Origin of the sequence: Streptomyces sp. NPDC059897, from assembly GCF_042730865.1 — a bacterium.
GTDB lineage: Bacteria > Actinomycetota > Actinomycetes > Streptomycetales > Streptomycetaceae > Streptomyces.
The window spans coordinates 70,109-83,264 of sequence record NZ_JBHWKQ010000004.1; the positions used below are offsets into that span (position 1 = coordinate 70,109).

Genomic DNA, 13,156 nt, shown 5'->3' on the forward strand with positions numbered 1-13,156 from the left:
GTACGCTGCCGTCGTGACCGAGACGCTGAATCCGACGCCCGACGAAGCCTTCGCGATGCTGCTGGACGGCAACCGCCGCTTCGTGACCGGTACCCCAGGACACCCCAATCAGGACGCCGCGCGGCGTACCGAGATCGCACCGGGGCAGAACCCGTTCGCGGTGCTGTTCGGGTGCTCAGACTCCCGCCTCGCCGCCGAGATCATCTTCGACCAGGGGCTCGGCGACATGTTCGTGGTCCGCACGGCGGGTCACGTGGTCGGTTCGGAGGTGCTGGGCAGCATCGAGTACGGGGTGAGCGTGCTCGGCTGCCCGCTGGTCGTGGTCCTCGGCCACGACTCGTGCGGGGCGATCGCCGCCGCCAAGGACGCCGCCGACGGCGGCAGGGCGCCCGCCGGTTTCGTGCGCGACGTCGTCGAGCGGGTGACGCCGAGCGTGCTCGCGGCCCGTGCCGCCGGGCGCGGCCGGGACGAGGAGATCCTCCACGAGCACATCCGGCACAGCGTCGACCTGCTGCTCGACCGTTCCCGTGTGCTGTCCGAGCAGGTGGCCGCCGGGCGTCTCGCCGTGGTGGGCCTGTCCTACCGGCTGGCCGACGGCACGGCACGGCTGGTCGCCTCGCACGGCCTGAGCGAAACCGCCGACGCCGCAAGCTGACCCCCGCACCATCGAAAGAAGCGCACCACAGTGAAGGACAACGTGAGGGTGACGGCACCCGGCCGTGACCCCGAGATCGACCTCGACGCCGACATCGACAAGGCGGTCGGCGTGCTGCGCGCCGGCGGGCTCGTCGCCCTGCCGACGGAGACCGTCTACGGGCTCGCCGCCGACGCCGAGGACCCCGCCGCCGTCGCCCGCATTTTCCAGACCAAGGGCCGGCCGCCCAACCACCCGCTGATCGTCCACATCGGCGGCGCCGAGCACCTGGACGACTGGGCCGATGAGGTGCCCGAGGCGGCGCGGCTGCTCGCCGAGCGCTTCTGGCCGGGGCCGCTCACGATGGTGCTGCGGCGCGGCGCCCGGGTGCCCCTCGAAACCACCGGCGGCCTGGAGACGGTGGCCGTGCGCGTGCCCGACCACCCCGTCGCGCTTGAGCTGTTGAACGCGTTCGGCGGTGGCGTCGCCGCCCCGTCGGCCAACCGGTTCGGTTCGGTCAGCCCGACCACCGCGGAGCACGTCCGTACGGAACTCGGCGACGGCGTCGACTTCGTGCTCGACGGCGGTCCCTGCACGGTGGGCGTCGAGTCGACCATCGTCGACGCCACGAGCGAGTCGCTGAGCATTCTGCGGCCGGGCGGGGTGACGCGCGAGGACCTGGAGGAGGCGCTGGGCCGTCCCCTCGACGTCCCTGACAGCAGTGAGGTGCGCGTGCCGGGGCAGCACCCCTCGCACTACGCGCCGAACGCGCGCGTCGTCCTCGTCGACCCCGAGGAACTCGTCGCCGAGACGCGGCGCGGGCACGAACTCGGCCACCGGGTGGGCGTGTTCCTGCCGTCCGCCCCCGCCGGCTCGCCGCTGGAGGCGCACGCCGTGGTCGACGTTCCCGCGTCGCTCGACGCCTACGCCCGCGGCCTGTACGGCTACCTGCGCGAACTCGACGAGCAGGGCTGCGACCTCATCCTCGCGTCGCTGCCCGCGCAGGAGGGCCTCGGCCTCGCGATCGCCAACCGGCTGCGCCGCGCGGCCGGGCCCCGGCCCGCGTAGGGGATCAGCTCGCGGCGAGGAGTGCGAGCGTGTCGATCACTCGGTTCGAGAAGCCCCACTCGTTGTCGTACCAGGCGACCACCTTGATGTGTCGCCCGTCGACGCGGGTGAGGGCCGAGTCGAAGATCGACGAGGCGGGGTTGCCCACGATGTCGGAGGACACGAGCGCGTCCTCCGAGTACTCGAGGACACCGGCGAGCGGCCCCTCGGCCGCGGCGCGGTAGGCGGCGAGCACCTCGTCGCGTGTCACGTCGCGGGCGACGGTCGTGTTGAGTTCGACGATCGAGCCGACCGGTACGGGGACGCGGATCGAGTCGCCCGACAGCTTGCCGTCGAGGTTCGGCAGGACCAGGCCGATCGCCTTGGCGGCGCCGGTCGTGGTCGGCACGATGTTGATCCCGGCGGCGCGGGCGCGGCGGGCGTCGCGGTGCGGGCCGTCCTGGAGGTTCTGCTCCTGCGTGTAGGCGTGCACCGTCGTCATGAACCCGTGCTCGATACCGGCGAGTTCGTCGAGGACCGAGGCCAGCGGGGCGAGCGCGTTGGTGGTACAGGAGGCGTTCGAGACGATCGTGTGCACGGACGGGTCGTAGGCGTCGGTGTTGACCCCGTACGCGAGGGTGACGTCGGCGCCGTCCGAGGGCGCGCTGACGAGCACCTTCTTGGCGCCGGCGTCGAGGTGGGCGCGGGCGGCCTTGGCCGAGGTGAAGCGTCCGGTGGCCTCCAGGACGAGGTCGACGCCGAGTTCGGCCCACGGCAGCTGCGCCGGTTCGCGCTCGGCCAGCACCTTGATCCGCCGTCCGTCGACGACGAGGGTGTCCCCGTCCGCGGTCACCGGGCGCCCGAGCCGTCCCGCCGTGCTGTCGTAGGCGAGGAGCCGGGCGAGGGTCGCGGGCTCGGTGAGGTCGTTGACGGCGACGACCTCGAGGTCACTGTCGCGTTCCAGCAGGGCGCGCAGCACATTGCGTCCGATGCGGCCGAATCCGTTGATGGCGATGCGAGTCATGAATGGTGTCCCTTCCGTTCCCCACCAGGCTCGCGCGCGGCGTGCCCCGCTGACAGTGGCGGGATCGCCAGGGTTCGAAAGGATGCCGCCACCGGCGGTGCGGGGTCACTCCCCCGGTGTGAACGTGCGCCGGTACTCGCTCGGTGTGGTGCCGAGGATCCGCTGAAAGTGCAGGCGCAGGTTGGCGCCGGTGCCGAGTCCGACCTCGGCGGCGATCTGTTCGACGCTGTGCTGCGAGCGCTCCAGGAGTTCGCGGGCCAGGTCGATACGGGCACGCATCACCCACTGCATGGGCGTGTAGCCGGTCTCGTCGACGAAGCGGCGGGAGAAGGTGCGCGGTGACACCCCGGCCTGCCGCGCGAGGGTGTCGAGGGTGAGCGGTTCGCCGAGCCGGTGCAGCGCCCATTCGCGGGTGGCGGCGAAGCGCTCGCCGAGCGGCTCGGGGACGCTGCGCGGCACGTACTGGGCTTGGCCGCCGCTGCGGTAGGGCGCGGCGACGAGGCGGCGGGCCGCGTGGTTGGAGGCGGCGACGCCGAGGTCGCCGCGCAGGATGTGCAGGCACAGGTCGATGCCGGACGCGGCGCCGGCCGAGGTGAGCACGCTGCCCTCGTCGACGAACAGCACGTTCTCGTCGACCCGGACGTCCGGGTACCGGTCCGCGAGCGCCCGCGTGTAGTGCCAGTGCGTGGTGGCACGCCTGCCGTCGAGCAGTCCGGTGGCGGCGAGCGCGAAGGCGCCGGTCGAGATGGCGGCGAGCCGCGCGCCACGCTGGTGGGCGGCGCGCAGCGCGTCGACGACCGGCCGCGGCGGGTCCTCGCGGTCCGGGAACCGGTAGCCGGGCACGAAGACGATGTCGGCCCACGCGAGCGCCTCGAGCCCGTGCGCCACGGCGTAGGCGAGACCGTCGCCGCCGGTCACGAGCCCGGGCGCCGCCCCGCACACCCGCACCTCGTACGGCATGCTCGCGCGGGTCGTGAACACCTGCGCGGGAATCCCTACGTCGAGCGGCTTGGCACCTTCGAGTACGAGGACGGCGACACGGTGCGGGCGGGAGGAGGCTGACACAGGAGGAGGTTACGCGGCGGTGGCGGCCGTCCGCGGACGAGACACCGTCCCCGCGAGGTCACTTGCTCTGCAGGGCACGCGCGACGCGCGGGCCGAGCCAGCGCTTGAGTGAGCGCAGGGCCTGGGTCTGTTCGACCGCCCGGTCGAGCCGGTAGTAGAGCTGCGGCGGGACGTACGGGAGCAGCGGGGAGTGGCGCTGCCCGAGCAGGGCGAACATCTGGTGCGGTTCCAGGTGCATGTAGCGCGTCAGGTTCTCGTACCAGTGCGCGCTGTGCCGGGCCGCGCTCTGCAGGGGCAGCAACTCCCTTCGGCGTTCCCGTTCGTAGCGTGCGAACGCGGCCGGGGGCGGTCCCGGCTCGCGCAGGGCCCGGGCCAGTGCCATGGCGTCCTGCATGGCCAGGGTGGTGCCTGCGCCGATGGAGTAGTGCGTGGTGTGGGCGGCGTCGCCGAGCAGGACCAGGTTGCCGTGGGACCAGGTCCGGTTGGTGACCGTGCGGAACCGCTGCCACTGCGAGGGGCCGTCGGTGTCCGTGCGGCCGATGAGCGGGTGTCCCCGCAGGACATCGGCGAAGAGGCCCTCCAAGAGTTTCAGGGCGTCGGCGCGCTCCATGGTGTCGAGGCCCAGTCCCGTCCAGGTCGCGGGCGAGCATTCGACGATGCAGGTGCTGTGCGTGCCGTCGAATCCGTAGGCGTAGCACCACAGCCAGCCGTGGTCGGTCTCCACGAAGGCGAAGGTGAAGGAGCGGAAGACCCGGGTGGTGCCCAGCCAGATGAACCGGTTCCCGCCCAGGGCGACTTGGGTGCCGAAGTGTTCCGCGTGCTGCTCGCGCAGGGTGCTGTGCGAGCCGTCGCCCGCCACGATCACGTCGCCCTCCGCGTGCGCGCCCAACTCCGGGACCGATGTACCGAAGCGCAGGTCCACACCGAGCGACGTCGCCCGCTCCGCGAGGAGTTCGAGCATGCGGTGGCGGCCGATCGCGAAGCCCTCGTCGCCGTGGTGGGTCGTGACCCGGTCGCGGACGTGTGCCACGCCGTCCCGCCAGCGCGCCGAGTGCCGCTCGATGGCGCGTGCGGACACCTCGTCGTGCTCCGCGAGCAGCCCGAGCATGTCCGGCCAGTAGGTGACACCCCAGCCGTAGGTCGACCCGGCGGGGTTCTTCTCGTACACGGTGACGTCCAGGCCGCGGCCCTGCAGCTTGAGGAGAATCGCCAGGTACAGGGACGCGGGTCCCCCGCCGACGCAGACCACCTTCATGTGCGCTCATTTCTGCCGCCGACGCGGCGCTGTCTCGCAGTTGGGGTCGAAGCCGTGCCGCCCGACCCACGAATGTCCGGAATGTACCCGCCACCGCTCGCCCATTGAGGCTGAATTCCTGGTGTTTTCACCATCTATCCGTGTATGAACCGTGACCGAGGGTGCCCACCGCCGTTGAATGAGCCGACGGCTGCGACCACGCGGCCGCACCTGTACAGCAAAAGGAGAACGTGATGTCACGCATCGCGAAGGCAACCGCTGTCGCTTTCGGCACGGGCGCCGTGGTGCTCAGCGGCGCCGGTCTGGCCATGGCCGACGCGGGTGCTCAGGGCGCTGCCACCAACTCGCCCGGCGTCCTGTCGGGCAACCTGGTCCAGGTTCCGATCCACGTCCCGATCAACGTCTGCGGCAACACCGTGAACGTCATCGGCGCGCTCAACCCGGCCTTCGGCAACGCCTGCACCAACGGTGACGGCGGCCACGACGACGGCGGCAACGGCGGCGGCTACGGCGACGACGCCGGCTACGGCGGCTGACACTCGCGCCGAACCCTGGTGACGGCCCCCGACACTTGGTGTCGGGGGCCGTCGCCGCGCGGGCGGTCATTCGTACCGGTACACCGACGTGTGCTCGAGCATGTCGCGCAGCGGCGTGTCCCACGGCGGCATGGTGTCACCCAACGCGAGTACGCGGCCGCGCTGCGCGTCACCGGGGCCGGGCTTTCGCGCGGGAAGGTAGGGCTCGGCGTCCGGGTGGCGCCGGCGCCACCGCGACCAGCACAGGTCGACGAAGGCGTGGTGCAGCCAGAAGACGGGGTCGTTCACCGAACCGGCACCCAGCATGTGCCCGCTGACCCAGCGGTGCACCTGGTTGTGGTTGAACCACCGCCGCTCCCCCCGGCGCACCGGCCAGCCCTCCAGCCGGTTGCGAAAGCCGCGCGGCGCAAGGGAGTTCCACGGCTCCACGTCGTACGTGGTCTCGTTCATGGCGTCGGCGAGCTCCGCCTTGCTGGGCAGCTCGACCGGGGCCTGCGGACGGCCGAAGTCCCGCATCAGGAAGTCCCCGTCGGTCACGGCCGCCTTGATGTCCCAGTGCCCGTTGCGGTGCGCGAAGGGACCCGTGGTCACCTGACGGTCGGAGCGGCGGCCGTTGCCGCCGAGGAAGTCGTCGCCCCACAGGGAGACGGCCGGTGTGCGGTCCACGGTCCAGTCCCAGTAGGGAACCGTGACACCCGAGTCCACCTTCTGCAGCGCCCTCTCGAACTCCAGCAGGAACTTGCGGTGCCAGGGGAAGAACGAGGGGGTCATGTGCGCGACCCGCAGTCCGCCGTCCCCGTCGCCCACGTAGAAGTCGATGTGCGTCCGCACGAACTCGTCGTACCGGCCGGAGCGTTTGAGGGCGAGCACCGCGTCGACGAAGCGCCGCTTCTGCGCCTTCGTGAGCGTGCGCTGATTCTGCCGTGTGTACGCCACAGGCCTCACATCTCCCCTTCGTGCGGCCGCAGTTGCTGGGTTCCGAGCTCCTCTACGGCCGCCTTCGCCGCGGCGAGCGGTGTGTCGTAGGCCGTGTAGTGGTCGACCATGCTGAGGTACGTGCCGTCGGCGCGGCGCATGAGGTGCAAGGGGCGCCCGTCGACGGCGACTTGCCACTCACCCGCGCCTCCACCCGCACCGGACAGCCGGGTGCCGACGATGTGCCGGCCGAGATACGTCTCGTCGAACGTGTCGACGCCGGGGCCCGGGGCCGGGCCCGGTTCGCCGCGCTCGAAGGGCCTGACCTGGAGGACGGCGGTGGCGCTGCACAGGGCGCCGACCAGGATCAGACCCGCGCTGCGTCTGGTCAGACGCGGTCTTCCGCCCGGCGGCCGCCCGGCCCGATCGTCGACCGGGACCGCCGGATTGTTCACGACCTCCTCCCCTTTGCGCGTCCCGCGCTGCGCCGGCGGTCCGGGACTGGGCGGGAGAAATTCCGTTCGATCGCTGGGGTGTGCGACAAATTGACGTCGCAACAGGGTCGTGATGTTCACCAGTCCAACATACCTGTGCATTACCTGAAACCCGCACACCACGCTTTCCTGATGAGCGCGCCGACAAATCCGGTCCAGGCGTCGCCGATTACGTGATCATGTCACCCGTGAAAACGCGTCGACCAGGACACTCGTCTGCCGCGCGAATCAACGGACCAGGGTTGACGAAGGTTTCGACTCCGAACGGGTGATTGCCCGTACGGTCGCTGAAGTGTGTCGCGGGACGAAGCCGTGCGAGAAGTGAGAGTTTCACAACTCCAACACAGTGGTGTATTAACTGAAGGCCGCTTTCCGGCGAAACCCCAAGAGAAGTCGGACTTCCTCATTAATTGCCCGGTGCCGCAGCGCATCCACTCATTCCTGAAGGGGAAGCAGGCCGTGCCCAATTCGAAAGGCTGTTTCCTGCCTCGCGTGACACCGACCCCCGCGACCGCGCCTGCGCGGGTTCTGCACGTGTCCCAGCCGACCGACGGCGGGGTGGCGCGCGTGGTGACCGACTTGGTGCGCATGCAACGGGCCCAGGGCATGCACGTGTCGGTGGCCTGTCCCACCACCGGCGGCCTGCGGCAGAGCGTGGCCGCCCTCGGCTGCGAGGCCCTCGCGTGGGAGGCCTCCAGGTCCCCGGGCAAGGGCCTCGTGAGCGAGGCACGCCGGCTCTCGGCGTTGGTGTCCCGCGTACTCCCCGATGTCCTCCACATCCACAGCTCCAAGGCGGGCATGATCGCCCGGCTCGTGGTGCGCGGCCGTGTCCCCACCGTCTTCCAGCCGCACGCCTGGTCCTTCGAGGCGGTCGACGGAACCGCGGCCCGGCTGGCCCTGACCTGGGAGCGGGGCGCGGCCCGCTGGGCCGCCCGAACGGTCTGCGTGAGCGGGGCCGAGCAGCGTGCCGGCAGTGCCCGCGGGATCGCGGCGCAGTGGCGGCTCGTGCCCAACGGCGTGGACCTGGAGCGCTTCCACCCGCACGGCCCCACAGCTCGCGGGCGGCCACCCGCCGCGCGGGAGGGCCCGCTCGTCGTGTGCGTGGGGCGGCTGTGCCGGCAAAAGGGCCAGGACGTGCTGCTCGCGGCATGGCCCGAGGTGCTTCGCGCGGTGCCGGGCGCCCGCCTGGTGCTGGTGGGCGACGGCCCGGAGGAGGCACGGCTGCGGGCCGCGGCCGGCCCTTCGGTGACCTTCACCGGGGCGCTCGACGATCCGGCGCCCTGGTACCGGGCCGCGGACCTCGTGGTGCTGCCGTCCCGGTGGGAGGGCATGGCGCTCGCGCCGCTTGAGGCCATGGCGTGCGGAAGCCCGGCGCTCCTCACGGATGTGGCCGGAGCCCGCGAGAGCCTGCCCCTCCAGCTGGCGCCCCGCTGCCTGACCGCACCGGACGATTCCGCGGGCCTGGCAAGGGCGTTGCGGGATCTGCTGCGCGACCCGGAGGGCCTGCGCACTCTGGGCCGTGACGCCTGCGCCCATGTACGCGCCCATCACGACGTCCGGCGCAGCGCCGGCGCGGTCGCGGACGTCTACGCGGAACTGCTGGGCCTGGAGACCATCGAGCACAGAGAGCGGATCACGACGTGACCCATGACCGCATCGTCTCCTCGCCCTCCCGGCAGCTCACCCGGGACGAGGCGGGCACCTCAGCCACTGTCATCACCCAGCGGAACGCGAACATCCCGAGGGCGAGGCGGACCGGTGGCGCTCCCCCGGGCACCTCCCGCGCCTTGCTGTGCGCGACGGACGGCACGGCCTCGGTGCTCGGCGCGCTCGTCCTCGCCCCGCTCCTCCAACAGCCCTGGCTGGTGGCCTGCTTCGCCCTGCTGTCGCTGATCCTGTTCGGCACCGGTGGGCTGTACCGGCTCGCCCACGAGCAGCACATGCTCGACGACTGCCCCGCGGTCGTCACCCGTGCCACCGCCGCGTGGTGTGTCCTCACGGCGGGCTGCGCGAGTCTGTCCCTGTTGGACCGGGTCCCGGGGCAGAGCCTGATCCTGGGCTGTGCCGTGCACATCACCCTCGCCCTGCTGGGCCGGGCGTTGGTGCACCGGCAGCGGCGCGCGGCCCTGCTGCGGCAGCCGTGCGCGGCGCTGCTGGTGGGCTCTGAGCCGGCCGCATCGCGCGTGGCCGCCGCCCTCCAGCGGCAACCGGCGAGCGGCATCCGGCTCGTGGGCATCGCCGGTGACGGCGCCGCCGCGGATCAGCAGCACGACGCCGTGCCCGCCCTGCCGGTCCTGACGACCGTGGAGGACCTGCGGCGCGCGGTCGTGCAGAACGAGGTGCGGCAGGCGATCGTGCTCGGCAGCGCGGGCTCCCCGCGGCAGCGGCCCTTCCTGCACGCCCTGGCGGAACTCCGGTGCGAGATCTGGGAGTTGGACCCGCACCCCTCGCCGTACGTTCCTCAGCTGCGCGAGGCCGACCGCTACCTGGCGGGCTTTCGCTGCAGACCCCTCAAGGGGCCGCACCTGCCGTTGAACCCCGCCAAGCGGGCACTGGATCTCGTGGTCTCCGCCGCGCTGCTGGTCCTCGCCTCGCCGGTCCTCGCGACCTGCGCGCTGTGGCTGCGGATCAGCGAGGGCCCCGGTGTCGTGTTCCGTCAGGAGCGCATCGGCAAGGACGGCCGCCCGTTCACCCTGCTGAAGTTCCGCACCCACCGTCCGGCCGACGCGATGGAGTCGGCGACGCGCTGGAGTGTCGCGAACGAGCAGCAGATGCCGTGGTTCTGCCGCTTCCTGCGCCGCACCTCTCTCGACGAGCTGCTCCAGCTGTGGAACGTCTTCCGCGGCGACATGAGCCTCGTGGGCCCGCGGCCCGAGCGCCCGTACTTCGTGGCGCAGTTCAGCGAGGCCCACCCCGGCTACAGCGAACGGCACCGGATGCCGACGGGGATCACCGGGCTGGCCCAGATCCACGGCCTGCGCGGTGACACCTCCATCGAGGACCGCTGCCGGTTCGACAACGCGTACATCGCCAACTGGTCGCTGTGGAAGGACATCACCATCCTGGTGCGCACGGCGTCCGAGTGCTTCCGGCCGAGGGGGAGCTGACACCGTGACCGTTCTTCCCGCTCTCTCCGTTCCCCGCCCCGGCCCGCTCGCCGTCGGCCTGCGGCATCTGCGCCGCGCCGGGCCCGTGCTGCCCGTCCTCCTCCTGATCGGCATGCTGGCCCTGCCGACGGCCGGGGGCGAGGGCGGTGGCACGCCCGCCGACGCCGTCTCGGGACTCGTCGTCACCTTCTGTGCGGTGCGGCTGGTCCGGCATCGCGCCCGCCCGCTGACCCGTACCGCGCTCGTCGTCCTCGGTCTTCCCGTCGTCGCCGTCGCGGTGGCCGCTCTCGGCGCCGATTCGCCGGGCAACGCCCTTGAGGGGATGGCGCGTTACTACCAGGTCCTCGTCCTCGTGCCCGCGGCCGTGCTGCTGCTCGTGCGCGACCGCGAGGACTTCCGGCTGGTGGCCTGGGGGCTCGTGGCGCTCGGCCTGTGGCAGGGCGCGATCGGCGTGCACCAGTACCTGACCGGGACGGGCGCCTCGTACGCGGGCGAGGACATCCGGGCCGTCGGCACGTTCGGCGCCACGGATGTGATGGGCATGTCCACGGTGGTCGCGTACGGGCTGGTGTGCGCGCTCGCCCTGGCGCTCGGCGGGGAGAGCCGTCGCGTCCGGATCACCGCCCGGCTCTGCGCCCTGGCCCTCGTGGTGCCGCTGGCGCTGTCCTTCAGCCGCGGGGCGTGGATCGCGACGGGCGCGGTGTGCGTGCTGCAGATCGTGCTCGGCGGGCTTGGCCGGGCGGTGCGGCTGCTGGCCGCCGCCGTCGCCGCGGCCGTCGTCCTCGTCGGCGGCTTCGGCGTGGGCTCGTCGATGCTGGAGGAGCGCCTGAGCAGCATCACCCAGGTCACCGCCGCGCCCGACCAGTCCGTCACGGACCGGTACACGATGTGGGCGGCGGCGGCCGACATGTGGCAGGAGCACCCGGCCACCGGGGTCGGGCTCAAGAACTTCCCCGCCCACCGCGACAGCCACGCATCGATCGCCCTGTCCGCGGGCAGCGACGTGTCCGGCGCCGGAGCCACCTACCACCGCCAGCCGCTGCTGTCGCCGCACAACATGTACCTCCTGATCCTCAGCGAACAGGGCCTGTTGGGCCTGCTCGCCGTCGCGGGTGCCTGGACGGCGCTGCTGGTGTGCGGGGCGCGGCGGCTCGCCGCGGCGCACCGGCGCGGGGGCGGCCTGGACTGCGCGCTCATCGGGTGCGGGCTGCTCACCTGGCAGCTGATCGACTTCGTCTACTCGGACATCGGCGGGCCCTCCACGGTGCTCACCGCCGTCGTGTTCGGCCTGGCCGCCTGGTGGGCGCTGTCGCCCGCGGCGTCCGGGACGGCGGGCGGCCGGTGAAGCGCACGCTGCCCGTGGGCCGGGCCAAGTCGCCGCTCTCCTCCACGGTGCCGGTCCAGTCGGCGCCGGACGGCTTGGGCGTCAACGGGGACGGGCACCGCGCCTCCGGTTCCTTCCTGGCCCGCGTCGCGCTGCTGACCGCCGCACTGTCGGCCGCCGGTTCACTGCTCGGCCTCGGCCGGGACCAGGCGCTGGCGCAGCTGTTCGGGGCCGGCAGCGAGACGGACGCCTTCCTGGTGGCGTGGACGGTGCCAGAGGTGGCGGCGACGCTGCTCATCGAGGACGGTCTCGCGTTCATGCTGGTGCCCGCGTTCAGTGCCGCGCTCGCCGCGCGCGCTGCCGACGGGCCGAGCCCGCGCGGGCAGGACCCGGTGCGGGCGCTGGTGGCCGGCTCGCTGCCCCGCCTGTCCCTGGCCTTCGCGGCGTCTGCCATCCTGCTGATCGCCGCCGCCCGCCCCCTGGTGGCGCTGCTCGCACCCGGCCTGCCCGATCCTCAACTGGCCGTCGACTGCACCCGGTTGACCGCCACCTGCGTGCTGACCTTCGGTCTCGCCGGGTATTGCAGCGCCGCGCTGCGCGCCCACAGCAGCTATCTGCCGCCGGCCGCCATCTACGTCGCGTACAACATCGGCATCATCGCCACCATGCTGCTCCTCGCCGACCGCTGGGGCGTGCGCGCGGCGGCCGCGGGCGTCGCCGTCGGGGGCTGCCTGATGGTGCTCGCGCAGGCGCCTTCGCTGCGACGCCGGCTACGGAACGGGACGCCGACCGCGGGCGGCGCGGACGCGAGGACGACGGACCGGGCGCCGATGAACCTGGCGCTGATCGCCACGGTGCTGCTGTTCGCGCTGTGCCGGCAGGCCCAGGTGTTCATCGAGCGCTACCTCGCCTCGTCGCTGCCGTCCGGGGCGATCTCCGAGCTCAACTACGCGCAGAAAGTCGCGCAGTTGCCGATGGTGCTCTCGCTGATGCTGTGCACCGTCACCTTCCCCGTCGTCGCCAAGGCGCTCGCGCGCGGGGACGTCGAGCACGCGCGGGACCGCGTCGAGCGCGACGTGGCGCTCGCGGCCTGCATCGTCCTGTCGGGCGCCGCCGTCGTGTTCGCATGCGCTCCGCAGATCATCGAACTCCTCTTCCAGCGCGGCGCGTTCACCGCCGAGGACACCGCGGCCACCGCGTCCGTCATGCGGGTCTACTCGCTGGGGCTGCTCGGGCACTGCCTGGTGGGCGCGCTCGTGCGCTCCTACTTCTCGGCCGGGCGGCCCAGTTGGTACCCCGTCGCCGCGATGGCCGCCGGCATGGTGCTCACCGCCGTCGCCGGCCTGTGGGCCGTCGACGCCTGGGGCGTCGGCGGCATCGCGGCCGCCAACGCGCTGGGCATCACGTTCACCGCCGTACTGCTGCTCGCGGCGATGGACCGGCGCAGCGTGCCCGTGCGGATCCCCGCCGTGCTGCGCGAACTCGCCAAGACGCTGCTCGCGGCGGTCGCCGCCACGGCCGCGGGCCTGCTGTGCACGGCCCGCGTCGAGCAGCCCCTGTCCGCCCTCGCCGCCGGTTGCCTGGCCATCGGAGCCGTTTTCGGGCTCCTCCTGTGGGCCCTGAAGGTCCAGGCGTTTCTGCCCGCCGTCCGCATCGCGACCAGAAAGCTCCGGAATGCCCGTTGAACCAGCGCTCCAGGAATCCCCTGGCGCCCGCCCGAGGGGCCTGCTGCCCCACAGGTCGCCGTGGGTGGCG

General features: G+C 72.4%; 12 protein-coding genes. 7 read left to right on the top strand and 5 right to left on the bottom strand.

Features of this window, described 5'->3' with window-relative positions:
- The first annotated feature begins 13 nt into the window (after nucleotides 1-13).
- Nucleotides 14-655, top strand: coding sequence for a carbonic anhydrase (locus tag ACFV9W_RS06390; protein ID WP_385756170.1), 642 nt, complete (start codon nucleotides 14-16; stop codon nucleotides 653-655).
- A 75-nt stretch (nucleotides 656-730) separates the two neighbouring features.
- Nucleotides 731-1,702, top strand: coding sequence for an L-threonylcarbamoyladenylate synthase (locus tag ACFV9W_RS06395; protein ID WP_385756549.1), 972 nt, complete (start codon nucleotides 731-733; stop codon nucleotides 1,700-1,702).
- 4 nt (nucleotides 1,703-1,706) lie between these two features.
- On the opposite strand, the gene gap is transcribed toward ACFV9W_RS06395, so the two are convergent.
- The 3 genes from gap to ACFV9W_RS06410 form a co-directional block, all read right to left on the bottom strand.
- Nucleotides 1,707-2,705 (bottom strand): type I glyceraldehyde-3-phosphate dehydrogenase, encoded by a 999-nt coding sequence (gap, locus tag ACFV9W_RS06400; RefSeq protein WP_385756172.1) that lies wholly within the window; start codon nucleotides 2,703-2,705, stop codon nucleotides 1,707-1,709.
- A 105-nt stretch (nucleotides 2,706-2,810) separates the two neighbouring features.
- A complete protein-coding gene (locus tag ACFV9W_RS06405) occupies nucleotides 2,811-3,770 on the bottom strand; it encodes a GlxA family transcriptional regulator (RefSeq protein WP_385756173.1) in 960 nt (319 codons plus the stop codon).
- 58 nt (nucleotides 3,771-3,828) lie between these two features.
- On the bottom strand, nucleotides 3,829-5,025 hold the full coding sequence (locus ACFV9W_RS06410; protein ID WP_385756175.1) for an FAD-dependent monooxygenase: 1,197 nt from the start codon (nucleotides 5,023-5,025) through the stop codon (nucleotides 3,829-3,831).
- Nucleotides 5,026-5,258: 233 nt separating this feature from the next.
- On the opposite strand from ACFV9W_RS06410, the gene ACFV9W_RS06415 reads away from it, so the two are divergent.
- Nucleotides 5,259-5,561, top strand: coding sequence for a chaplin (locus ACFV9W_RS06415; protein ID WP_385756177.1), 303 nt, complete (start codon nucleotides 5,259-5,261; stop codon nucleotides 5,559-5,561).
- A gap of 66 nt (nucleotides 5,562-5,627) precedes the next feature.
- Here ACFV9W_RS06415 and ACFV9W_RS06420 read toward each other — a convergent pair whose 3' ends face one another.
- Entirely contained in the window at nucleotides 5,628-6,497 is an 870-nt protein-coding gene (locus tag ACFV9W_RS06420) for a tyrosinase family protein (RefSeq protein WP_385756179.1), read from the bottom strand.
- A 5-nt stretch (nucleotides 6,498-6,502) separates the two neighbouring features.
- On the bottom strand, nucleotides 6,503-6,931 hold the full coding sequence (locus ACFV9W_RS06425) for a tyrosinase family oxidase copper chaperone (RefSeq protein WP_385756180.1): 429 nt from the start codon (nucleotides 6,929-6,931) through the stop codon (nucleotides 6,503-6,505).
- Nucleotides 6,932-7,462: 531 nt separating this feature from the next.
- Between ACFV9W_RS06425 and ACFV9W_RS06430 the strand changes: the two genes are divergently transcribed.
- Genes ACFV9W_RS06430 through murJ form a run of 4 tightly spaced genes read left to right on the top strand, consistent with a single transcriptional unit; the run spans nucleotide 7,463 to nucleotide 13,086 of the window.
- Nucleotides 7,463-8,614 carry a glycosyltransferase family 4 protein gene (locus ACFV9W_RS06430; RefSeq protein ID WP_385756182.1) on the top strand — a complete coding sequence of 384 codons (1,152 nt, stop codon included), beginning with the start codon at nucleotides 7,463-7,465 and terminating at the stop codon, nucleotides 8,612-8,614.
- Nucleotides 8,611-10,077 carry a sugar transferase gene (locus tag ACFV9W_RS06435; RefSeq protein ID WP_385756184.1) on the top strand — a complete coding sequence of 489 codons (1,467 nt, stop codon included), beginning with the start codon at nucleotides 8,611-8,613 and terminating at the stop codon, nucleotides 10,075-10,077. Before ACFV9W_RS06430 ends, ACFV9W_RS06435 begins: the two co-directional genes overlap by 4 nt.
- Nucleotides 10,078-10,081: 4 nt before the next feature.
- Nucleotides 10,082-11,422 carry an O-antigen ligase family protein gene (locus ACFV9W_RS06440; protein WP_385756186.1) on the top strand — a complete coding sequence of 447 codons (1,341 nt, stop codon included), beginning with the start codon at nucleotides 10,082-10,084 and terminating at the stop codon, nucleotides 11,420-11,422.
- Nucleotides 11,419-13,086 (top strand): murein biosynthesis integral membrane protein MurJ, encoded by a 1,668-nt coding sequence (murJ, locus tag ACFV9W_RS06445; protein ID WP_385756188.1) that lies wholly within the window; start codon nucleotides 11,419-11,421, stop codon nucleotides 13,084-13,086. Before ACFV9W_RS06440 ends, murJ begins: the two co-directional genes overlap by 4 nt.
- Nucleotides 13,087-13,156: the final 70 nt, after the last annotated feature.